The organism is Mycobacterium sp. 236(2023), from assembly GCF_029623955.1.
GTDB lineage: Bacteria > Actinomycetota > Actinomycetes > Mycobacteriales > Mycobacteriaceae > Mycobacterium.
Genome location: NZ_JARSBP010000003.1, coordinates 619,093 through 638,698, shown reverse-complemented (window position 1 = coordinate 638,698; position 19,606 = coordinate 619,093). Strand labels below are relative to the sequence as shown.

The 19,606-nt window shown below is 67.1% G+C and carries 24 protein-coding genes and 1 tRNA gene; 17 read left to right on the top strand and 8 right to left on the bottom strand.

From position 1 onward, the window contains the following. Positions 1-9: 9 nt before the first annotated feature. The 6 genes from P9A17_RS14300 to P9A17_RS14275 are packed head-to-tail and all read left to right on the top strand — an operon-like array spanning position 10 to position 5,405. Positions 10-1,305, top strand: a complete 1,296-nt coding sequence (locus P9A17_RS14300) for an FAD-dependent oxidoreductase (protein WP_278039857.1) — start codon at positions 10-12, stop codon at positions 1,303-1,305. Next, positions 1,302-2,045, top strand: a complete 744-nt coding sequence (locus tag P9A17_RS14295) for a DUF1365 family protein (RefSeq protein ID WP_278039292.1) — start codon at positions 1,302-1,304, stop codon at positions 2,043-2,045. The genes P9A17_RS14300 and P9A17_RS14295 overlap by 4 nt, the downstream gene beginning before the upstream one ends. Next, positions 2,042-3,322, top strand: a complete 1,281-nt coding sequence (locus tag P9A17_RS14290; protein ID WP_278039291.1) for a class I SAM-dependent methyltransferase — start codon at positions 2,042-2,044, stop codon at positions 3,320-3,322. Before P9A17_RS14295 ends, P9A17_RS14290 begins: the two co-directional genes overlap by 4 nt. Next, positions 3,323-4,108: a DUF1295 domain-containing protein gene (locus tag P9A17_RS14285; protein ID WP_278039290.1), complete on the top strand. Its 786-nt coding sequence runs from the start codon at positions 3,323-3,325 to the stop codon at positions 4,106-4,108. Then, positions 4,105-4,689, top strand: a complete 585-nt coding sequence (locus P9A17_RS14280; RefSeq protein ID WP_278039289.1) for a sigma-70 family RNA polymerase sigma factor — start codon at positions 4,105-4,107, stop codon at positions 4,687-4,689. The genes P9A17_RS14285 and P9A17_RS14280 overlap by 4 nt, the downstream gene beginning before the upstream one ends. Continuing rightward, positions 4,686-5,405 (top strand): anti-sigma factor, encoded by a 720-nt coding sequence (locus P9A17_RS14275; RefSeq protein WP_278039288.1) that lies wholly within the window; start codon positions 4,686-4,688, stop codon positions 5,403-5,405. The genes P9A17_RS14280 and P9A17_RS14275 overlap by 4 nt, the downstream gene beginning before the upstream one ends. On the opposite strand, the gene P9A17_RS14270 is transcribed toward P9A17_RS14275, so the two are convergent. After that, the gene (locus P9A17_RS14270) at positions 5,402-6,499 is read right to left on the bottom strand and encodes a glutamate--cysteine ligase (protein ID WP_278039287.1); all 1,098 of its coding nucleotides are present in this window, start codon (positions 6,497-6,499) and stop codon (positions 5,402-5,404) included. The genes P9A17_RS14275 and P9A17_RS14270 overlap by 4 nt on opposite strands. Positions 6,500-6,622: 123 nt before the next feature. Here P9A17_RS14270 and P9A17_RS14265 point away from each other — a divergent pair, with 123 nt between their 5' ends. Then, a complete protein-coding gene (locus P9A17_RS14265) occupies positions 6,623-7,447 on the top strand; it encodes an LLM class F420-dependent oxidoreductase (RefSeq protein ID WP_278039286.1) in 825 nt (274 codons plus the stop codon). Here the strand turns inward: P9A17_RS14265 and P9A17_RS14260 are convergent. Genes P9A17_RS14260 through P9A17_RS14250 form a run of 3 tightly spaced genes read right to left on the bottom strand, consistent with a single transcriptional unit; the run spans position 7,444 to position 9,019 of the window. Beyond that, entirely contained in the window at positions 7,444-7,713 is a 270-nt protein-coding gene (locus tag P9A17_RS14260) for a cytochrome C oxidase subunit IV family protein (RefSeq protein WP_278039285.1), read from the bottom strand. The genes P9A17_RS14265 and P9A17_RS14260 overlap by 4 nt on opposite strands. Next, a complete protein-coding gene (locus tag P9A17_RS14255; RefSeq protein ID WP_278039284.1) occupies positions 7,713-8,306 on the bottom strand; it encodes a cytochrome c oxidase subunit 3 in 594 nt (197 codons plus the stop codon). The genes P9A17_RS14260 and P9A17_RS14255 overlap by 1 nt, the downstream gene beginning before the upstream one ends. Beyond that, positions 8,303-9,019 (bottom strand): hypothetical protein, encoded by a 717-nt coding sequence (locus P9A17_RS14250; protein ID WP_278039283.1) that lies wholly within the window; start codon positions 9,017-9,019, stop codon positions 8,303-8,305. The genes P9A17_RS14255 and P9A17_RS14250 overlap by 4 nt, the downstream gene beginning before the upstream one ends. A gap of 108 nt (positions 9,020-9,127) precedes the next feature. On the opposite strand from P9A17_RS14250, the gene P9A17_RS14245 reads away from it, so the two are divergent. The 4 genes from P9A17_RS14245 to P9A17_RS14230 all read left to right on the top strand — a co-directional run bounded on the left by P9A17_RS14245 (position 9,128) and on the right by P9A17_RS14230 (position 11,155). Further along, positions 9,128-9,200 (top strand) — tRNA-Arg (locus P9A17_RS14245). 395 nt (positions 9,201-9,595) lie between these two features. After that, entirely contained in the window at positions 9,596-9,841 is a 246-nt protein-coding gene (locus tag P9A17_RS14240; protein WP_278039282.1) for a hypothetical protein, read from the top strand. Between the two features lie 50 nt (positions 9,842-9,891). Further along, positions 9,892-10,248 (top strand): heme-binding protein, encoded by a 357-nt coding sequence (locus P9A17_RS14235; protein ID WP_278039281.1) that lies wholly within the window; start codon positions 9,892-9,894, stop codon positions 10,246-10,248. A gap of 67 nt (positions 10,249-10,315) precedes the next feature. Further along, a complete protein-coding gene (locus P9A17_RS14230; RefSeq protein ID WP_278039856.1) occupies positions 10,316-11,155 on the top strand; it encodes a helix-turn-helix transcriptional regulator in 840 nt (279 codons plus the stop codon). Positions 11,156-11,160: 5 nt separating this feature from the next. Here the strand turns inward: P9A17_RS14230 and P9A17_RS14225 are convergent, their stop codons facing one another. Continuing rightward, positions 11,161-11,847 (bottom strand): GAF and ANTAR domain-containing protein, encoded by a 687-nt coding sequence (locus tag P9A17_RS14225; RefSeq protein ID WP_278039280.1) that lies wholly within the window; start codon positions 11,845-11,847, stop codon positions 11,161-11,163. A 195-nt stretch (positions 11,848-12,042) separates the two neighbouring features. On the opposite strand from P9A17_RS14225, the gene P9A17_RS14220 reads away from it, so the two are divergent. The 4 genes from P9A17_RS14220 to P9A17_RS14205 are packed head-to-tail and all read left to right on the top strand — an operon-like array spanning position 12,043 to position 16,227. Continuing rightward, on the top strand, positions 12,043-13,269 hold the full coding sequence (locus P9A17_RS14220; RefSeq protein ID WP_278039279.1) for an acetyl-CoA acetyltransferase: 1,227 nt from the start codon (positions 12,043-12,045) through the stop codon (positions 13,267-13,269). Beyond that, positions 13,266-14,786, top strand: a complete 1,521-nt coding sequence (locus tag P9A17_RS14215) for a carotenoid oxygenase family protein (RefSeq protein WP_278039278.1) — start codon at positions 13,266-13,268, stop codon at positions 14,784-14,786. The genes P9A17_RS14220 and P9A17_RS14215 overlap by 4 nt, the downstream gene beginning before the upstream one ends. A gap of 23 nt (positions 14,787-14,809) precedes the next feature. Continuing rightward, positions 14,810-15,682 (top strand): helix-turn-helix domain-containing protein, encoded by an 873-nt coding sequence (locus P9A17_RS14210; protein WP_278039855.1) that lies wholly within the window; start codon positions 14,810-14,812, stop codon positions 15,680-15,682. Further along, positions 15,679-16,227, top strand: a complete 549-nt coding sequence (locus P9A17_RS14205) for an isochorismatase family protein (RefSeq protein WP_278039277.1) — start codon at positions 15,679-15,681, stop codon at positions 16,225-16,227. The genes P9A17_RS14210 and P9A17_RS14205 overlap by 4 nt, the downstream gene beginning before the upstream one ends. Here the strand turns inward: P9A17_RS14205 and P9A17_RS14200 are convergent. Both P9A17_RS14200 and P9A17_RS14195 read right to left on the bottom strand, forming a co-directional pair. Then, positions 16,224-16,814 carry a GNAT family protein gene (locus P9A17_RS14200; RefSeq protein ID WP_278039854.1) on the bottom strand — a complete coding sequence of 197 codons (591 nt, stop codon included), beginning with the start codon at positions 16,812-16,814 and terminating at the stop codon, positions 16,224-16,226. The genes P9A17_RS14205 and P9A17_RS14200 overlap by 4 nt on opposite strands. Further along, complete coding sequence (locus P9A17_RS14195) at positions 16,811-17,233, bottom strand: hypothetical protein (RefSeq protein ID WP_278039276.1); 423 nt, start codon at positions 17,231-17,233, stop codon at positions 16,811-16,813. Before P9A17_RS14195 ends, P9A17_RS14200 begins: the two co-directional genes overlap by 4 nt. 26 nt (positions 17,234-17,259) lie before the next feature. On the opposite strand from P9A17_RS14195, the gene P9A17_RS14190 reads away from it, so the two are divergent. Beyond that, entirely contained in the window at positions 17,260-17,706 is a 447-nt protein-coding gene (locus P9A17_RS14190) for a cupin domain-containing protein (RefSeq protein WP_278039275.1), read from the top strand. Here the strand turns inward: P9A17_RS14190 and P9A17_RS14185 are convergent. Further along, the gene (locus P9A17_RS14185) at positions 17,696-18,451 is read right to left on the bottom strand and encodes a 3-keto-5-aminohexanoate cleavage protein (protein WP_278039274.1); all 756 of its coding nucleotides are present in this window, start codon (positions 18,449-18,451) and stop codon (positions 17,696-17,698) included. The two genes, P9A17_RS14190 and P9A17_RS14185, sit on opposite strands and share 11 nt — an antisense overlap. Positions 18,452-18,665: 214 nt before the next feature. On the opposite strand from P9A17_RS14185, the gene P9A17_RS14180 reads away from it, so the two are divergent. Further along, positions 18,666-19,598, top strand: coding sequence for a cyclopropane mycolic acid synthase family methyltransferase (locus P9A17_RS14180; RefSeq protein ID WP_278039273.1), 933 nt, complete (start codon positions 18,666-18,668; stop codon positions 19,596-19,598). The last annotated feature ends 8 nt before the right edge of the window (positions 19,599-19,606 follow it).

Sequence of the window (19,606 nt, the reverse complement as noted above, 5' to 3'; positions counted from 1 at the left end):
GTGGAGCCAATAAGCGCTGGAAGCCGGTCGATCGCCGTCATCGGCAGTGGGGTGGCGGGGCTTGTCGCCTCGTATAACTTGTCGACTCGCGACCGCGTGACCCTTTTCGAGGCCGACGATCGCGTCGGGGGCCACGCCCACACCCATTACGTCGACCGCGGCGACGGGGTAACAGTCGCGCTGGACTCGGCATTCCTGGTACACAACGACCGCACCTACCCGACGCTGTGCCGGCTGTTCGACGATCTCGGTATCGCGACCCAGGACACCGACATGTCGATGTCGGTGCGGGACGACGCCAGCGCACTCGAGTACGCGGGCGCCCGCGGATTCCGCGGGCTGTTCCCCACCTGGCGGTCGGCGTCGCGCCCGCGGTATCTGCAGATGCTGGTCGAGGTCAAACGCTTCCACCGGGCGGCCACCGAACTCCTGCGCCTGCCCGACGACAACTCCGAGACCCTGGGCGATTTCCTCCAGCGGCACGACTTCTCGCGCTACTTCACCGAGCACTTCATGGCGCCGCTGGTCGCCGCGGTGTGGTCCTGCCCGCCGGGAGATGCGATGCGCTACCCCGCGCGCTACCTGTTCGTGTTCCTCGAACACCACGGCATGCTGTCGGTGTTCGGTTCACCGACGTGGCGGACGGTGACGGGCGGCTCCGCGACGTACGTCGACGCCATCGTCGGCCGGCTCGACGACGTCCGGGCCGGATCACCGGTGACGGCGGTGCGCCGGGTACCCGACGGTGTCGAGGTGACTCAACTGGGTTGTGCTGCTGAGGTTTTCGACGCTGCAGTGATAGCGACCCACCCTGACCAGGCGTTGCTGATGCTCGCGGAGCCGACCACCGCGGAACGGGCGGTGCTCGGTGCGATTCCCTACTCCGTCAACCACGCTCAGCTGCACACCGACGAATCGGTCCTGCCGCGGCATCCCCGGGCGCGCGCCTCGTGGAACTATCTGATGACCGGCGACGACAACCGAGTCGTCGTCAGCTACGACATCTCCCGGCTCATGCGGTTGTCCGGCCCACGCACGTTCGTCGTCACTCTCGGCGGGCGCGGCGTCGTCGATCCGGCCTGCGTTGTCGCGGAGATGACCTACAGCCACCCGATGTACACCCCGGAATCTGTTGCCGCTCAACAACTTCTCCCAACCCTCAACGACGACAGGATCGTCTACGCCGGGGCGTACCACGGGTGGGGTTTTCACGAAGACGGCGCGGCATCCGGCCTGCGCGCCGCGCAACACCTCGGCGCTGACTGGCCGGTCGGCCCGCACCGGCTCGAGGCGGTGCCGGCATGACGGCCGCCCTGTACCGCACGCGGATCACGCACCTGCGCCGCGCGCCGGTGCACCACTACTTCGAGCACCGCAGCTACAGCTGGTACGTCGACCTCGACGCCCTGCCCCGGCTGCCGCGGTGGCTGCGGCCATTCGCCCGCTTCGAGGCGCGAGATCACCTGTGGGAAGCCGACAATGACACCTTGCGCGGGCGCGTCGACGCGTTCCTCGCGGCCAAGGGCATCGAACTCCCCGGCGGCAGCGTCACCGCCCTGATGCACGCCAAGGTGCTCGGCTACGTGTTCAACCCGCTGAGTCTGTACTGGTGCCACGACGCGGACGGGGTGCTGCGCTACGTCATCGCCGAAGTGCACAACACCTACGGCGGACGGCACGCGTATCTGCTGCCACCCTCGGCCGAGCAGCCCGCGATGGTGGACAAGAAGCTGTACGTGTCCCCGTTCAACGACGTCGACGGTCACTACCTGGTGCGGGCGCCACAACCGGACGACAGTCTCGACGTCAGGATCTCGCTGCACCGCGACGAACAGCCCGCCTTCATCGCCACCATGCGCGGGACGCGCAGGCCCGCAGGCATCCGCCAGATCGTCGCACTGCAATTCCTCGCCCCGATGGCGCCGCTGATGAACGCGGTCGGCATCCGCGTGCAGGGCATGCTGCTGTGGCTGCGCCGTGTCCCGATCGTGCCCCGCGTGTCGCACCGCAGTGACGAGGATCGAGAGAAGGTGGAGCAGCTGTGACGACTGAACTCTCCGGAACACGCTCCGGCGCAGCCGATAAGGAACGCTGGCCGGACGTCGCGAGAGTGCCCGGCGGGGTCGCCAGCATCACCGCCGGCGCGGTCGCCGACCGGCTGTTCCGGCGCGCGGCGTCACGCCTGCCCATTCGTGTGCTCTATCCCGACGGCACCCGCATCGGCGCGGCCGACCCGACGCTGCCGACCATGGTGGTGCACCGCCCCGACCACATGGTGCGCCGGGTCGGGCGCTACGGCCTCATCGGTTTCGGTGAGTCGTACATGGCCGGCGACTGGAGCTCGAGCGATCCCGCAGGCCTGCTCACCGAATTCGGTAAACGTCTCGCCGAACTGATTCCACCAGTGCTACAACGGTTCCGGCCGCTCGCAGTGGTGCGCCATCCCCGGTCGCAACTGAACAGCATCGCCCAGGCACGCAGGAATGTCTCCGAGCACTACGACTTGTCGAACGAGCTGTTTGCCGAATTCCTCGACGAGACGCTGACCTACTCCAGCGCACAGTTCGAATCGTTTCCGGCGTCGGCGACCGATCTGCCTAATGCCCAGCGTCGCAAGATCGACCGACTGCTCGACGCGGCGAAGGTCGGACCGGGAAGCACCGTGCTGGAAATCGGAACCGGTTGGGGTGAACTGTGTCTGCGCGCAGCGGCTCGCGGCGCCCAGGTGCGGTCGATCACGCTGTCGGCAGAGCAACAGCGACTCGCCACCGCGCGGGTGGCGGCCGCTGGCCTGAGCGACCGGGTCGACATCGAGCTGTGCGACTACCGCGACGTCGAGGGCAGCTACGACGCCGTGGTGTCGATCGAGATGATCGAGGCCGTCGGCTACCGGTACTGGCCCACGTACTTCACGGCACTCGACCGGCTGGTCAACCCCGGTGGCCGCGTGAGCATCCAAACAATCACGATGCCCCACGACCGGTTGCTGGCCAGCCGCAACACCTACACCTGGATCCAGAAGTACATCTTCCCCGGCGGCCTCATCCCGTCGACCGAGTCGATCATCAGCATCACCGAGCGCAACACCAGGCTCCGCACCGTCGACATGTTCTCCCTGCGTCCGCACTACGCCGAAACGCTGCGGTTGTGGCGGGAACGCTTCATGGGCCGGCGGGAAGCGGTGGCGGCGTTGGGTTTCGACGAAGTCTTCCACCGCATGTGGGAGCTCTACCTTGCCTACTCCGAGGCCGGGTTCCGGTCGGGTTACCTCGACGTCTACCAGTGGACCTTCGCACCGACCGGGCGACTGAGCCGACCGTAGATGTCCTTCCTCCTCGTCTCCCTTGCCTCCCTGGCGATCCTGGTCGTCGTCCACGGAGTCACCTTCGCGATCGGTCGCAGGATCGGTCGCTACAACGTCGTCGATGTCACCTGGGGTGTCGGTTTCGTCGCCGTCGCCGCAGTGTGCGCGGCGGTGGGTTCCGGCGATCTCGTCCGACGGTTGCTGCTGTTCGCGTTGGTCGCGATCTGGGGATTGCGGCTGGCGTGGCACATGGTCGGCAAGTCACGAAACAAGGGGGAAGACCCCCGCTACGACTCCCTGCTGCGCGGCGATACCAGCGCGTCCAACGTCATCCGTCGCATCTTCGCCGTCCAGGCCGCCGCCGGGTGGTTCATCTCGCTGCCGCTGCAGGTGTCCGCGGTTCTCGGGCCGACACCGTCGGCGCTGTTGCCCGTGCTGATCCTGGGCGTCGCGGTCTGGCTCGCCGGGGTGATCTTCGAAGCGATCGGCGACCACCAGTTGCGGCAGTTCAAGGCCGATCCCGCCAACAAGGGCGCGATCATGGATCGCGGCCTGTGGGCGTGGACCCGCCATCCGAACTATTTCGGCGACGCCTGCGTCTGGTGGGGGCTGTGGCTGGTTTCGTTCGCCGGGGCGGTCTCGCTGTCGACCGTCCTGTCGCCGGTGCTGATGACGTACTTCCTGATGTGTGGCACCGGCGGAAAGCTCACCGAACAGCAGATGGCCGGCCGGCCCGGGTTCGACGAATACCGTTCGCGCACCCCGTTCTTCGTGCCGCGGCCGCCCAAGAGGCGATCGATATGACCGCATTGATCTTGGTGAGCGATAGGCTACGGCTCGTGACCGCCGAACTCGACGCACTCCTGCGCCAGGTGGCCCGCCGCGATGCCGACGCGTTCGCGACGCTGTACGACCAGACACGTTCCCGTGTTTTCGGCCTGGTCACGCGGGTTTTGCGCGATCCCGGCTACAGCGAAGAGACGACTCAGGACGTCTACCTGCAGGTGTGGCGCAGCGCTGGAAACTACGACCCGTCGGCAGGTTCGGCGCTGGCCTGGCTGCTCACGCTCGCGCATCGCCGCGCGGTCGACCGGGTCCGTTCCGAGGAGGCCGCCAGCTCACGGGAGTCCCGCTATGGTGCTGCAACCGTGGTGCGCCCCGCCGACCACGTCTCGGACGAGGTGATCAGTGGTGACGAACGGGCGCGGGTCACCGGTTGTCTGGACTCGCTCACCGATACGCAGCGGGAATGCATTCAGCTCGCTTACTACGACGGCCTGACGTATGCGCAGGTGTCGGAACGGTTGACCGCAAATCTGGCAACCATCAAGTCGCGGATGCGTGACGCGATCCGCGGCCTGCGTAGATGTCTGGGGGTCGCGTGACCAATCCTCAGGAAGACCTGCTGTCGCTGGCGACGCCGTATGCGTTGCACGCGGTCAGTGAGGCAGAAGCCGCCGAGATCGACCGTCAGCTGACGGTGGCACCGCCCGACGTCGCCGAGGCGTTCGTCGCGGAGGTGCGCGCGGTGCGCGAGACCATGGCCGTCATCGCGGCGGCCACCGCCGTCGAGCCGCCGCCGCACCTGCGTGCCGACATCCTGCGGCAGATCGCCGACGGCAACGTCCGCGCGATGCCGTCGCAACCGAAACAACCTCGCCGGTGGACACGGCCGTTGCTTGCCGGTGCCGCCGCCGTGGCCATCGGACTCGGCGCCCTCGGTATCGGCTACACCCTGCGGCCCGCCCCGACAGCATCGACGGCGCAGGAGATCTTCGCCGCGCCCGACGTGCGCACGGTGTCGGGCGACATCCCCGGCGGCGGAACCGCGACGGTGGTGTTCTCCCGGGCGGAGAACGCCGGCGTGCTGGTCATGAACGGCGTGACCCCACCCGAGGCGGGCACCGTCTATCAGATGTGGCTCATCGACGCCGAAGGGCCGCATCCGGCGGGCACGATGGATTCCGAGCAGGTCGCGCCGTCGACCACGGCGGTGCTCTCGGACATCGGCGCCTCGCAGACGCTGGCGTTCACGGTTGAGCCGCCGGGCGGTTCGACGCAACCCACGAGCCCGGTGTTCGCACAGCTGCCGTTGGCCTAGGGGAGTTCGAGGGTCGCCGCGGCCGCTTCGGCGAGGACGTCGTTCACGTCGTGGCGACGGGACCACGCTCGGCGCTGTCTGCTCGCGCCGTTGCCGCGTTCGGCGATCGCCGCCAAGCCGGCGGCGACGAGGTCATGGTCACCGGCGGCTTCCAGCGCCGGCCGCACGCGCTCGACGAGATTTCGCAGGATCATCAGTGCCGGTGCGGCGGCGTGGTTTTCCAGATCGACGCCGTCGCCGTCGAGCCCGTCGCGGGCGGCCTTCCAGTACGCGGCTTTCAGCGCGTGTGGCGCCAGCGGCAGCACGGGGGTGCCGCGACGATCGTCGTCGAGCACGGTCATGACGCAACCACGGACCAGCGCGGCGAACACGACCGTCTCGGCGATGGTCGCGGGAACGTCGGCGACCCGCACCTCGACCGTCGGGAAGTTCGCCGACGGCCGCACATCCCAATAGACCATGCCGTCGTCGCGGATCACCCCGCTGTGGCAGAGCATCTGCACCGCGGCGTCGAACTCGTCGGCCGAATCGAACACCGGAGGCGGACCGGCGCTGGGCCAGCGGGCCCACAGCACACTTCGCCAGCTGGCGTGCCCGGTGTCGGCGTTGCGATAGATCGCCGAGTTCGCGGTCAGCGCGAGCAGCGTCGGCAGCCAGGGGCGCAGCCTGTTGCTCACGGCGATCGCGGTATCGCGGTCGGGAACTGCGACGTGGACGTGGCAGCCGCAGATCCCCTGTTCGTGGGCGATCATGCCGAACCGCTCACCGATGTCCCGGTATCGCGGGGTGTCGGTCAACGGGAACTCGCGCGGCAGGGTGGGCGGCAACCCGACGGCGAGCAGCCGGGCGCCTGCCTGCTCCGCGGCGTCGGCAGCGGTGCGGCGCAGGTGGACCAACTGATCACGCAGTTCGTGGGTGTGCCGGGCGACGTCCGTCGCCGTCTCCACCTGGCAGCTTGTCAGCTCGAGCTGCAGATCGACGCCGCGCTGCGCGGCGCGGTCGGCGACCTCCCGATTACGCGCGACGGGGGCACCGGAGTCGGGATCGACGAGAAGAAATTCCTCTTCGACGCCGAGGGTCGGTATGTCCGTCATGTCCGTCCCGAGATATTGATCCGGCCCGTCGGATATTTCGACGACGGGCCGGATCTGGGGGAGAAAGTCGATCGGTATATGCCCCTGCCCATCGCGCTTCAAACCTGGACCTACGATCACGAAATGGCAAAGGAATTCCGGTTCGGCGTCGGGGTGATGCGCGCCCGATCGCGCACCAAGCTCGAGGACAGCGCCCGCCGCGCCGAAGCCCTCGGCTTCGACGTCCTCCACGTCCCCGACCACCTGGGCGGTCCGGCACCGTTCCCGGTGATGACGGCGATCGCGATGGCGACGTCGACGCTGCGCGTCGGCACGTTCGTCATCAACTCGGCGTTCTACCGGCCCGCGCTGCTCGCCCGCGACGTCGGGGCGCTGCACGACCTGAGCGACGGGCGGCTCGATCTGGGGCTGGGCACCGGCTACGTGAAGGAGGAGTTCGACGCCGCCGGGATCCCCTTCCCCAGCGCGGGGGAACGTGTCGACCATCTCAAGGCCACCACCGAGTACATGGCCGAGCATCTACCGGACGTGCCGATCATGATCGCCGGCAACGGTGACCGCGTGCTGCGTATCGCCGCGCGTTCGGCCGACATCATCGGTCTGACCGGTGGCGACCGGGCGGCGACCGCCGACGAGGATCCGCTGGCCGACCGGATCGCGTTCGTGCGGGAAGCGGCCGGTGAGCGGTTCGACCATCTCGAGTTGAACCTCGCGATCACGGCGATGCCGCTGGACGATTCGGGGATGCCGGATCTGACGATTCCGCGCCACTTCCTGCCCGGCTTGTCGGACGAGGAGTTGTTGCGGCATCCCGGCACCCTGTCGGGGTCGACCGAGGAGATGGCCGAACGCATCCGTGGCTACCGCGACGTGTACGGGGTCAGCTACGTCACCGTGCAGGACCGCCACGCCGAGGCGTTCGGCAAGGTGATCGCGCTACTGCGTTAAAGCCACAGATACAGCCCGGACAGCAGTGCCCAGATGCCGACGCAGTAGCCCTCGAACGCGATCCGCAGCGGTAGGGGTGCGTGGCGCAGCTCCATGAAGTCGAGTCCGACCAGACGCACCTTGATCGCGGCGATGCCGAGGACCAGGACGGCCACCATCGAGCCGGTGCCGTGTTCGGCGCCGACGGCCCACGAGACGACGGTCAGGGCCACCAGGAAGAGCCAGCTGGCGCCGGCGCGGTTCTTGAGCAGGTCCAGGACTGTCATCAGCTCACCAGGTAGAGCAGTGCGAACAGGAAGATCCACAGCAGGTCGACGAGATGCCAGAAGCAGGCGCCCCCTTCGACGAGCGCGGTGCGGGTGGCGCTCAGTTCGGGCAGCCGGGTCTGGCTGGCGACGAACGACAGCGCGCCGAGGCCCAGACACACGTGGAAAAGGTGCAGCCCGGTGAGGATGAAGTAGTAGAGGTAGAAGTCGTTGGCGCCGGGGCCGTGGCCTGCTGATGCCAGGGACACGTATTCGGAGACCTTCAGCGCGATGAAGGCGACGCCGCAGACCATCGCCCCCGCCACCGCACGGGTCGCGATCCGGCGTAGGCCGGCACGCATTGCGTTGAGCGCCAAGACAACACACAGTGAGCTCGTCAGCAGGACGAGGGTGTTGACGACACCGACGCCGATGTGCAGGGTGGTTCGGGCGGTGTCGAAGGTCCCGGGGGCCTCAGAAGATCCAGCGCGTTCGACGAGGAACGTTACGAAGAAGGCGCCGAAGACGAGCATGTCGCCGAACAAGAAGACCCAGGTGCCGCTCTCACCGGGGATCCGCCGCGCATCACGCGGCGGATGAACGGTTGCCGTCACGCGGGGACGGGTTCGACCGACAGGGCCTTCTGCTCGGCCTTGATCGATTTGAGCATCACGGCGGTGGTGGAGAACAGCCACACCACGAGCACGAGACCCGGTATGTAGAAGGCGAATACGCCGTCCCAGGCCAGTGGACCGTCGTTGAAGACGACCACCACGCAGCCCGGCAGCGACAGCGTGGCCACCCAGAGGTTGAGGTAGCCGTACCACCGCGGGAACGTCGGCGGGTCGGTCTTGTCCATGAACGACGCGGCGGCCAGCGTCAAGTTTTGGATGATGATCGTGCCGACGATGCCGATGAACCAGAGCCAGAACACGTCGTTGAGGGCCTGGGTGAGTTCGGCGGAGCGCTCCTCGGGACGGTAGGCCGCCACGCCGAGGAAGAACTGCGGGAACAGCAGTGCGGGCACGAACACCGTCGCCGCCATCAGCTGGGTCATCGACAGCATGCCGAAATGGCCTTCGACCCGCCGGATTCGCAGGACGATCGCCGCAAGGAACGGCAGCGCGAGGACGGCGCTCAGCAGTGCGCCCGAGACCCCGAAGCGAATCCAGAGCTTGTGGTCGACGAAGAACGCGGCGATCTCGTCGGCCGGCGCGGCCGGGGACAGCGGCGGGAAGAGTTGGGCGATACCGGAAAAGCTGGCGCCGTAGAGAAGGATCATGATGGTGCCCGACCAGGCGCCGATGCGTTGAAGTGTCAGCTCCACGGTCGGGACAGTACCGGGCCAACACCAAAGTTTTGACACTTTTGACATAACTGAGGTTTTCCGATTGAGGGCCTGCCGCGTCAGCCAGGTAAGCTTCCCCCGGTTGTCGCCCCCGTAGCTCAGGGGATAGAGCACGGCTCTCCTAAAGCCGGTGTCGCATGTTCGAATCATGCCGGGGGCACAAAGTTCGCTCTCGGAGCGCCGAGAGGGCGCTCAGGGCGGGAATTTCGCAATTCTTTCGCCCTCACCGCACTCTCGCGAAGACCGTCTTGGCCGGCATCGTCGTCTTCATCGGGCTGTCCCTCGTAATCCTCGAAGGACCCGGCAGCATATGGCTCGAGACTCTCGGAAAGCTCCGGCAGCAACAGCATTCATCGTCGGCGCGTGCGCCGAGCGTGGGGCCCGTGCACGCTTTCGGCCGGAAATCCGTGCGTAACGCCCACGCTCGACCCCAGTGGGAGCGCTGATTTCACCCATTCAGGGGGATGTCCCCGACCACCTCAAACGGCAGATTAGGCACCAGCGCAAGCCGGTGTTCGGCCCGCGAATCGTTGGCGACCGGGCCGGGAGGTTGTGATGCGGAAATCCTTCTACGCAATACCGTTTCTGGCGGCGGGAGCCGTGGCCACCGGGCTGGTATCCGCCTCGGTGGCATCTGCAGGCCCGCTGTCGATAGCACCCATTCCGACCGAGTATCCGTGGTGCGAACTGGACCTGTACTGCTACGACAGCGACCTCGACATCGCCCTCAATCCCCGTAGGGATCGAACGCAGGTCGAACACGGCGGCGGTGCCGCGTTCGGCGCCGACGACGACGAGTGATGGCAGTGCGGTCCCTGGCACGTTTGACCCGACCACGTAGAGGAGTAGGAATGTCTGTTCTCGTCCGATCCGCAGGCGCCATGGTGATCGCCGGGGCGGCACTGCTCGGCAGCAGCGCGCTCGCCGCGTCGCAACCCCCACCTGCCCCGAACTGCTCCGTCGCCGACCAGGCGGGCATCTTGTCCGGCGTCTCGGCATCGTTGTCGGCCTACATGTTCACCCACCCCGACGTGAACTGGTTCTTCACGAGCCTGCGCGGGCTCCCGCCGGACGAGCGGCGCGCCAAGGTGGACGCGTATCTCGACACGAGCCCCGGCGTGCAGGCCGAGCTGCAGGGGATCCGGCAGCCGATGACGGACTTCCGGGCCCGGTGCGGCCTTCCCCCGTCGAACATGCCGGACGCCTGAGCCACGGACTCGTAATCCCTGGCTCGACCCGGGTCGCCGGGTCGACAATGGCGTGATGAGTGGCGTGATGGACCGGGACGCGCTGGCAGAATTCCTGCGCCGTCGCCGCGAGGCGATGCGGCCGGCCGACGTCGGACTCCCCGTGGGGGTGCGTCGGCGCGCCATTGGGCTGCGCCGCGAAGAGGTGGCTCAGCTGACGGGGATGTCGGTCGATTACTACGGCCGCCTCGAACAGTCGCGCAGCACTCAACCGTCGCCGCAGATGCTGCGCGCGCTGGCTCGCTCGCTACGACTGACCGATGACGAGACCGATCACCTCTACCGGCTCGCGGGTCACGCCGTCCCGGACCGCTTCAGTGCCTCGCTGCACGTGCGGCCCGCGCTTTTGTACGTCCTCGACCAGATGCGCGACGCCGCGGCGTTCATCTGCTCGGACACCTACCTCGTGCTCGCTCAGAACGAGTTGTGCGAACGGGTCATGGGCCACCGCACCTCCATCACCGGCGGACTGCAGGAGAGCATCGCGTGGCAGTGGTTCACCGATCCCGCTTTTCGCGCCAACGTCCCGCCGGAGGACCATGCCGAACACAGCCAGGTGACGGTCGCCGACCTGCGCGCTACGTGGGCGCGCCGCCGCGGCGACGCCGACGTGCGTGAGCTGATCGAGTCACTGCTGACGTCGAGCACCGAGTTCGCCGAATTGTGGGCACGCCACGAAGTGGCCGTGCGGCGCATGCAGCGCAAGACCTTCGTGACGAGGGTCGGTCCGATCACGCTCGATTGCGAGGTGCTGGCCACCCACGACGGGCAGAAGCTGGTGGTGCTGACACCGCCACCCGGATCGTCGGCGCTCGATGACCTGCGCCTGCTTTCAGTCGTCGGCGACCAGGCCGTCGACTCCCGCTGAACGGCTCAGGTTCCTCTGGTCTCGATAACTCGTGCGGCCACGTCGATCAGCTTGGTGTTGCTGTCCTGCGACAGTTTGCGCAGCATCTCGAAGGCGGCGATGTCGTCGACGTTGTATCGCTCCATGATGATGCCCTTGGCCTGCCCGATCCGGTCCCGCGTGGACAGCGCCGACTCGAGCTGCTCGGCCTCACGGCTGGCCATGATCGCCGCGGCGGCGTGCGCGGCGAGCACGGCGCCGATGGTCTCGGCTTCCCCGTCGAACGCGTTGGGTTTCGTCGAGAACAGGTTGAGCGCGCCGGCGGTCTGGGTGCTGGTGTACAGCTTGAACGACAGTGCACTGAGCACGCCGATCTCGACGGTCGCCGCCGAGTACAGCGGCCACCGCTTCTCCGTGCGGAAGTCGTCGGTGCGCACGATCAGGTCGTCGAGCGCCGCCTGGTAGCAGGGGCCCTCGCGGTACTTCATCTGCAGGTCGTCGAGGCGATGCGGCAGGTCAGACGTCACACCCACGGATTCCCAGCGTCCCGCCTTGCCGATCAACAGCACCCCTGCGGCGTCGGTGCCCGGGATCAGGCGCTGGGCTTCGTGTGTGACGTCGGAGAGTACATCCTCGACCTTGCGTGGTGACGCCACCGACCGAGCCAATTCGGCCATGCGCTGCGCGAGCTCGTGGCCGGACGTTTCGTTCATCTCTCCAGAATCCCCCATCACGTGCGGAACTTACACGCGAGGGTGGTTTGCGTCTCGCGGTGGCGGGCATGCCCCCGAGAGACAGGTGTCAACGGTCGACCGTGGCTCCTGTTGAGGTCTCGTCGGTTCAGACGCGCAGCCGGCGAGGCCGCCCGAATTCCGTAGTCACTCTGTTAGTTGTAGTACCGTGCAGGTGTGGGCTCGGCGAATGTGTGGATCCTCGGCGGCTACCAGAGCGACTTCGCGCGCAACCTGGACCGTGAAGGCTTGGACTTCTCCCACCTGACCAGCGAGATCGTGGCCTCGACGCTGCACGCTGCCCACATCGACGCCACCGAGATCGGCGTCGTCCACGTCGCCAACGCGTTCGGGGAACTGTTCGCTCGCCAGGGCCACCTCGGCGCCATGCCTGCCACTGTCGACGACGACCTGTGGGGCACACCGGCTTCACGCCACGAGGCCGCGTGCGCCTCGGGCAGCGTCGCGACCCTCGCCGCGATCGCCGATCTGCGCTCCGGCGCCTACCGGAGCGCCCTCGTCATCGGTGTGGAACTGGAGAAGACGGTGCCCGGCGACACCGCCACCTCGATCCTCGGGACGGCGGCGTGGACGGGCCACGAAGGCCACGACGCGAAGTTCATGTGGCCGCACATGTTCGATGCCGTCGCCGCCGAGTACGACCGCCGCTACGGGTTGGACCCGGCCCATCTGCGCGCTATCGCCGACCTCAACTTCGCCAACGCGCGCGCCAACCCGCACGCCCAGACCCGCACCTGGACGGTCCCGTCGCCCGTGACCGACGACGACGTCGCGAACCCCGTTGTCGAGGGCAGCTTGCGCCGCTTCGACTGCAGCCAGATCACCGACGGCGGTGCGGGCATCGTGCTGGTCACCGACGACTGGCTGCGCGACCATCCCACCGCGCGGCCCCTCGCCCGCATCGAGGGCTGGGGCCATCGGACCGTCGGCCTGGGTCTACAGCAGAAGCTCGACCGTTCGCGCCGCGACCCCGCGGAAAAGTACGTTCTCCCCCACGTTCGCACCGCCGTCCTCGACGCATTCGACCGCGCCCACGTCACGCTCGACGACGTCGACGGGTTCGAGGTCCACGACTGCTTCACCCCCAGCGAGTACCTCGCGATCGACCACATCGGGCTGACCGGGCCCGGTGAGTCGTGGAAAGCGATCGAATCCGGCGAGATCGCCAAGGGTGGCCGGCTGCCGATCAACCCGAGCGGCGGCCTGATCGGCGGCGGACATCCCGTCGGCGCCACCGGCGTCCGGATGCTCGTCGACGCGGCACGCCAGGTCAGTGGCACCGCCGGCGATTACCAGGTGGACGGCGCAAAGACGTTCGGCACCGTGAACTTCGGGGGCAGCACCGCCACCACCGTCAGCTTCGTAATCGGGAGAACACCATGACCCACCCCGAGATTGTCGGCAAGTACCTGTCGACACTGCCGGAGAACGACGACCACCCCTATCGCACCGGCCCGTGGCGTCCACAGACCACCGAGTGGGACGACGACGACCTGCGGGTCGTCTCCGGCGAGATCCCCGACGATCTCGACGGGGTGTACCTGCGCAACACCGAGAACCCGCTGCATCCTGCCCTGAAGAACTACCATCCCTTCGACGGCGACGGCATGCTGCACATTGTCGGATTCCGCGACGGAAAGGCGTTCTACCGCAACAGGTTTGTCCGCACGGAGGGCTTCCTGGCGGAGAACGAGGAAGGTGGGCCGCTGTGGCCCGGCATCGCCGAGCCCATCGAGTTGGCGCGCCGTGACTACGGCTGGGGCGCGCGAACACTGATGAAGGACGCGTCGTCCACCGACGTCATCGTGCACCGCGGAGTCGCACTGACGAGCCACTACCAGTGCGGCGACCTGTACCGCATCGACCCCCGCACCGGTGCGGACCTCGGCAGGGAGACCTGGAACGGTGGCTTCCCCACCGACTGGGGCGTGTCCGCGCATCCCAAAGTCGACGACCGCACGGGCGAGTTGTTGTTCTTCTCCTACAGCAAGCAGGCACCGTATCTGCGCTACGGCGTGGTCAGCGACGTAGGCGAGGTGGTGCACAGCGTCGATGTGGAACTGCCGGGCCCGAGGCTTCCGCACGACATGGCGTTCACCGAAAACTACGTGCTACTCAACGACTTTCCGTTGTTCTGGGACACGGCGCTGCTCGACCACAACATCCATCTGCCTCGCTTCCACCGGGACACCCCGTCGCGGTTCGCCGTCATCCCGCGCCGCGGCGACGCGTCCCAGATCATGTGGTTCGAGGCCGATCCGACCTACGTGCTGCATTTCCCCAACGCCTACGAGGACGGCGATGAGATCGTGCTCGACGGGTTCTTCCAGGGCGATCCCGAACCTGCGGACAACGGGATGGGCAACAGGTGGCAGCGTGCGTTCCGCTTCCTGGCCCTCGACCGCATGCAGGCGCGACTGCACCGCTGGAGGTTCAACGTCAAGACCGGCGCGGTCCGCGAAGAGCAATTGACCGACAGCATCAGCGAATTCGGCATGATCAACCCCGGATACGCCGGGCGTGACTATCGCTATACCTACGCGGCGACCGGCAAGCCCTCCTGGTTCCTGTTCGACGGTCTGGTCAAGCACGACCTCCTCACGGGTGCCGAAACGCGGTATACGTTCGACGACGGCGTCTACGGGAGCGAGACCGCCATGGCTCCTCGGGTGGGCAGCATCGGCGAAGATGACGGCTACCTCGTCACGTTGACCACCGACATGAACGCCGACACATCGTACTGCCTGGTGTTCGACGCCGCCCGCGTCGAAGACGGTCCGGTGTGCAAAATGCAACTGCCCGAACGTATTTCCAGCGGAACCCACTCGACATGGGCGCCCGGCTCCGACCTGCCACGCTGGCGTCAGACCGACTCGGCAGCCGACTCGATCGGCCTGTGAGCGAACCCAACGCCGTCGCACGGATGCTCGGCCTGCTCGGCGACGAGTGGACGCTGCTGATCGTGCAGCGTGCTCTGCTCGGCGCTCGCCGGTACGGCGACTTCGCCGCAGCCCTCCCGGTGTCGAACGCGGTGCTGTCGAAGCGCCTGAAATCGCTGGTCTCCGTTGAACTGTTGTCCCGCAGCGAGTATCAGACCAAACCGCCGCGTTCCGAGTATCTGGTCACGCCGAAGAGTCGTTCCTTGTGGCCGATGCTGACGGCGATCTGGGAGTGGGAGCAGCGCTGGATCCCCGACCACGCCGAATCTCTTCCCCGCATGCGGCACACGGTCTGCGGTCGGGAGTTCGCCCCGCTGGTGGTGTGTGGGGCCTGCGGAAGTTCGGCGGGTGACAAGGACGTTGCGGCGCAATGGGGTCCGAGTGGATCGTGGGAGCGTTCCATCCCGGCCGGAACCAACCGCAGGCGGTCCGATGCTCGCCGCTCCGGTGCCGCGGTGCTGTTTCCGCAGACGATGAGCGTCATCGGTGACCGGTGGGCCTTCGCACTGCTCGTTGCCGCGTTCGTCGGCGTGAGCCGGTTCACCGACTTCCAGAGCCAGCTCGGCGCCCCGCCCGTCACCGTCTCCGACCGCCTTGCCGTGTTCACCGCCGAGGGAATCCTTGTCAACAGCGACGGCAGGTACCGCCTGACGGAGAAGGGCAGGGCCTTCTTTCCCGTCCTGGTGTGCTCGCTCGCATGGGCACAGCGGTGGTTTCAGGCCGACGAAGGTCCCGCGGTGATCCTGACGCACGCGCAGTGCGGCGCACGGTTCACCCCCGCGCTCGTCTGCGACCAATGCCAGGGACGGCTCCGCGGTTCCCAGATCCAGCCGGTGTCGGACACAATGAACCCATGACCACCCTCGAAAATCGGCCCAACAGTGCACTTCTCGTCGTCGACGTGCAGAACCTCGTGGTCGAGGGTGCTTATCGCCGCGACGAGGTCGTCGCCAACATCGCCGCGCTCGTCGACCGCGCCCGGGGCGAGTCGGTCCCGGTGGTGTGGGTGCGCCATCACGACGAGGGCCTCGTCAGGGGCAGCGACGGCTGGCAGATCGTCGCCGAGCTCACCCCCGCTGAGGGCGAGGCCATCGTGGACAAGGGTTACGGAGATTCCTTCGAAGCCACCGACCTCGAGGACGTGCTCGCCGAGCGGCACGTCGGGCGTCTCGTGGTCACCGGGTCGGAGACCGACGCATGCGTGCGTTCCACGCTGCACGGCGCCTTCACCCGCGGCTACGACGTCACCCTCGTCAGCGATGCGCACACCGCGGGTGACAAGACACAGTGGGGCGCTCCCCCGGTGGATGCCGTCATCGCCCACACGAATCTCTACTGGCGGTACCAGGGCGCTCCCGGCCGGACGGCGGCCGTCGCCGCGGCCGCGGACGTCGAACTCTAGCGCTGCAGCCGGTATTGCAGGTTGGTGCGCACCGCGGGCCATTCGATGTCGAGAATCGAGTAGACCACCGTGTCTCGCCGAATACCGTCGGCAGACAGCTGGTGGCTGCGCAGCACACCGTCGAGCTTGGCGCCGAGCCGTTCGATCGCGGCACGGCTGACCCGGTTGAAGAAATGGGTGCGGAATTCCACGGCGACACAACCCAATCCGTCGAAGGCGTGCCCCAGCATCAACAGCTTGGTCTCGCTGTTGACGCCGGTGCGGCGCACCCGGTCGACATACCAGGTGTAGCCGATCTCCAACCGCCGGTTGGGCCCGTCCACGTTGAGGTAGCTCGACGACCCGATCAGCGCGCCGCCGTGGTCTCGCACCACGAACGTCAGCCCGGTCTGCGGTGTCTGCGCCGCGAGGCGCCCGCCGATCCAGTCCTGCGCGGTCGTCGACTTCGGTGCGCCGGTGAACCACAGCGCGTCCAGCGCACCGCCCGCCACTTCGGCCTCGATCTCCGGAAGGTGTTCGCGGGTAAGGGGTTCCAGCGTCACCCATCGCTCGCCGACCAGCCTGATCGATTCGACGAACCCACTCACCTCGCCGCGCCCCAGACCGAGAGCATCGTCCACACCGACAACAACACCGCCACCAGAGCGACGGAACCGCCCACGAAGAGGCCGTAACCGGCCGACACCGGCGGGTAGACGTAGAGCCGGTAGAACCACACCGCCAACGCCACCAGCACGAGCGAGATGGCCAGCGCCGCCGACGATGCCCAGCGTCGCGAGATGCCGCGCGCCGCCATCGCGCCGGCAACCACCAACGTCGACGCCAGCAGCACCACCAACTGGCCGACACCGAATCCTGGAGGGGGCGCGGGCATCGCGCCGACGACGCCACCGATGGCGTTGGCACGTCCACCGCCGGCCGACGACGTCAGCCACGGCAGCCACGCGCTGACCGCCACGACGAGCGCGCACAACGCGACCAGCCACCCCGGAAGCGCGCGAGCCATGCGCAGAACACTACTAGGGTGAGCCGATGAGCGAACTTCCCGAATGGGCGCGTCGTCTCGACCTCGCGCCGCATCCGGAGGGCGGCTGGTTCCGGGAGACGTGGCGCAGTGAACTCACCCTCCCCCAGTCGGTTCTGCCGCCGGACTACAGCGGCGTCCGCAACGCCGGTACCGCCATCCTTTTCCTGCTCATGCCCGGTCAGCAGTCCGCGTGGCACACGGTGCGCAGCGCCGAACTGTGGCTGTACCACTCGGGCGGTCCCCTGTTGCTGGAGGTGGGCGCACATCAGGAAAGCGCGACCACGCACCTGCTGGGAGCCGACATCGCTGCCGGCGAGAACCCGCAATTCGTGGTGCCGCCAGGGCATTGGCAGCGGGCCACGCCGCGCGACGACAAGCCCTGTCTGGTGAGCTGCGTGGTCGTCCCCGGATTCGATTTCGCCGACTTCGAACTCGGGCCGCCTACCGACTGAGCAGGTCGACCGCCGCAGCGACGAGTGCGGCGTTGCCGTCGGCGACAGAACCGTCGGGCAGCGCCAGCGTGTCCTCCATCCCGATGCGGGTCTGGACGCCGCGCACACCCGCGTGTTCCAGCAGCGGCCAACAGCTTTCGTCGTATCCGTGCAACAGCGCCGGTGCGGGCGAGCCCGCGCCGGCGATGATGTCCAGAATCTCGTCGGCCGTCGCGACGTCGCCTTCCGCGCCCAGTTCGACCATCACCCGCATGCAGTGCTGCGCGATGTCGGACGCCGCCCAGGACTCGGCGGCCTCGGCGTGAAAGATTCCGACCTCCACCCCCAGGCCTCGGCTAAGCAGCAGGCCTGCCAACTCCGGTGAACCGGGCTCGTGCCAGTTCAACGAGGTGAAGTCCGGCAGCACCGTCCAGTCGGCCACAGCCTTGAGCCGCTCCTGCGCGTCGGGGAGAGCCCAGTAGCCAGTGGTGACGCCGAGCGGCAGCCCGGGCAGCGCCTCGCGGACAGCCGCGACGGCTGCATCCACGTCCGCGGCCAGCAGCGAATCGACACCGTCGGCGTTCTTCGGATGCATATGGACTGCCTTGGCGCCGGCGCGGTGCGCCGCGACGGCCTCGGCCGCCAACTGCTCAGGGGTGACGGGCAGATTCGGATGCTGGTCGGGGGTGCGCGCACCGTTGATGCACGCCTTGACATAGATCTTCGGGGTCAACGGGGTCGCGGGGGTTTCCAAGCTGCCGGCCATAGCGTCCATCCTTGCCTGCATGAGCCGACAGCGCGAGATCAGCGGCGCGCAGTGCGTGCCGCGTCCACCTGCTGATCAGCTGGCAGGTAATGTCGGATAGGCCACTGAGTTCGCAACTGCCGATATGCGTGCCCGATGAGCGATTCACGGCCGAGTTGAAAAGACAGCCCGTCCAGCACGTCGCAACAGCTCTCTGCAGACAAGGATGGAATTGATGTCGAACGCCCCACAGGGAGACCCGAATGCCACGGCGCAGTCTGCCTGGCTGTCGAAATCTGCTGGCGATACGCGTGGTTCGGACAAGAAGGAAGTCCAGTTCCACTACGACATCTCCAACGATTTCTTCAAGCTGTGGCAGGACCCGTCGCAGACGTACAGCTGCGCATACTTCGAGAAGGACGACTACACGCTCGAGCAGGCACAGCTCGCGAAGGTCGACCTGTCGCTCGGCAAGCTCGGCCTCGAGCCGGGAATGACATTGCTCGACATCGGCTGCGGCTGGGGTTCGACGATCCAGCGCGCCGTCGAGAAGTACGACGTCAACGTCATCGGCCTCACGCTCTCGGAGAACCAGAAGCAGCACATCGAGCAGAACCGGTTCCCGAACATCGACACCAACCGGAGCATGGAAGTGCGCCTGCAGCCGTGGGAGGAGTTCGACGGCAAGGTCGACCGGATCGTCTCGATCGGCGCCTTCGAGCACTTCGGGTTCAACAAGTACGACGACTACTTCAAGAAGACCTTCAGCTGGCTGCCCGACGACGGCGTGCAGATGCTGCACACGATCATCATCCCCAGCGATGAGGAGATCAAAGCCAAGAAGCTGCCGCTGACCATGTCGAAGGTGCGCTTCATCAAGTTCATCATGGACGAGATCTACCCCGGTGGCCGTCTGCCGCTGGCCGCACAGGTCACCGATGCCGCGCAGCGCAACGGCTGGACGCAGACCCGCGAGCAGCATCTGCAGCCGCACTACGTGAAGACGCTGGACACTTGGGCGCAGAACCTCCAGGACAAGAAGGACGAGGCGATCGCGATCACGTCCGAGGAGATCTACGAGCGGTTCTACAAGTACCTCGCCGGGTGCGCGGACCTGTTCCGCGACGGCTACACCGACGTCGTGCAGTTCACGTTGGAAAAGCAGTAACTGACGAT

What these genes read in the sequence shown, in the direction of transcription:
- P9A17_RS14295 (WP_278039292.1), top strand. Translation starts at nt 1,302, where the DNA reads ATGACGGCCGCCCTGTACCGCACGCGGATCACGCACCTGCGCCGCGCG.
- P9A17_RS14285 (WP_278039290.1), top strand. Translation starts at nt 3,323, where the DNA reads ATGTCCTTCCTCCTCGTCTCCCTTGCCTCCCTGGCGATCCTGGTCGTC.
- P9A17_RS14280 (WP_278039289.1), top strand. Translation starts at nt 4,105, where the DNA reads ATGACCGCATTGATCTTGGTGAGCGATAGGCTACGGCTCGTGACCGCC.
- P9A17_RS14270 (WP_278039287.1), bottom strand. Translation starts at nt 6,499, where the DNA reads ATGACGGACATACCGACCCTCGGCGTCGAAGAGGAATTTCTTCTCGTC.
- P9A17_RS14265 (WP_278039286.1), top strand. Translation starts at nt 6,623, where the DNA reads ATGGCAAAGGAATTCCGGTTCGGCGTCGGGGTGATGCGCGCCCGATCG.
- P9A17_RS14260 (WP_278039285.1), bottom strand. Translation starts at nt 7,713, where the DNA reads ATGACAGTCCTGGACCTGCTCAAGAACCGCGCCGGCGCCAGCTGGCTC.
- P9A17_RS14240 (WP_278039282.1), top strand. Translation starts at nt 9,596, where the DNA reads ATGCGGAAATCCTTCTACGCAATACCGTTTCTGGCGGCGGGAGCCGTG.
- P9A17_RS14235 (WP_278039281.1), top strand. Translation starts at nt 9,892, where the DNA reads ATGTCTGTTCTCGTCCGATCCGCAGGCGCCATGGTGATCGCCGGGGCG.
- P9A17_RS14230 (WP_278039856.1), top strand. Translation starts at nt 10,316, where the DNA reads ATGGACCGGGACGCGCTGGCAGAATTCCTGCGCCGTCGCCGCGAGGCG.
- P9A17_RS14225 (WP_278039280.1), bottom strand. Translation starts at nt 11,847, where the DNA reads ATGAACGAAACGTCCGGCCACGAGCTCGCGCAGCGCATGGCCGAATTG.
- P9A17_RS14215 (WP_278039278.1), top strand. Translation starts at nt 13,266, where the DNA reads ATGACCCACCCCGAGATTGTCGGCAAGTACCTGTCGACACTGCCGGAG.
- P9A17_RS14210 (WP_278039855.1), top strand. Translation starts at nt 14,810, where the DNA reads ATGCTCGGCCTGCTCGGCGACGAGTGGACGCTGCTGATCGTGCAGCGT.
- P9A17_RS14205 (WP_278039277.1), top strand. Translation starts at nt 15,679, where the DNA reads ATGACCACCCTCGAAAATCGGCCCAACAGTGCACTTCTCGTCGTCGAC.
- P9A17_RS14195 (WP_278039276.1), bottom strand. Translation starts at nt 17,233, where the DNA reads ATGGCTCGCGCGCTTCCGGGGTGGCTGGTCGCGTTGTGCGCGCTCGTC.
- P9A17_RS14190 (WP_278039275.1), top strand. Translation starts at nt 17,260, where the DNA reads ATGAGCGAACTTCCCGAATGGGCGCGTCGTCTCGACCTCGCGCCGCAT.
- P9A17_RS14185 (WP_278039274.1), bottom strand. Translation starts at nt 18,451, where the DNA reads ATGGCCGGCAGCTTGGAAACCCCCGCGACCCCGTTGACCCCGAAGATC.
- P9A17_RS14180 (WP_278039273.1), top strand. Translation starts at nt 18,666, where the DNA reads ATGTCGAACGCCCCACAGGGAGACCCGAATGCCACGGCGCAGTCTGCC.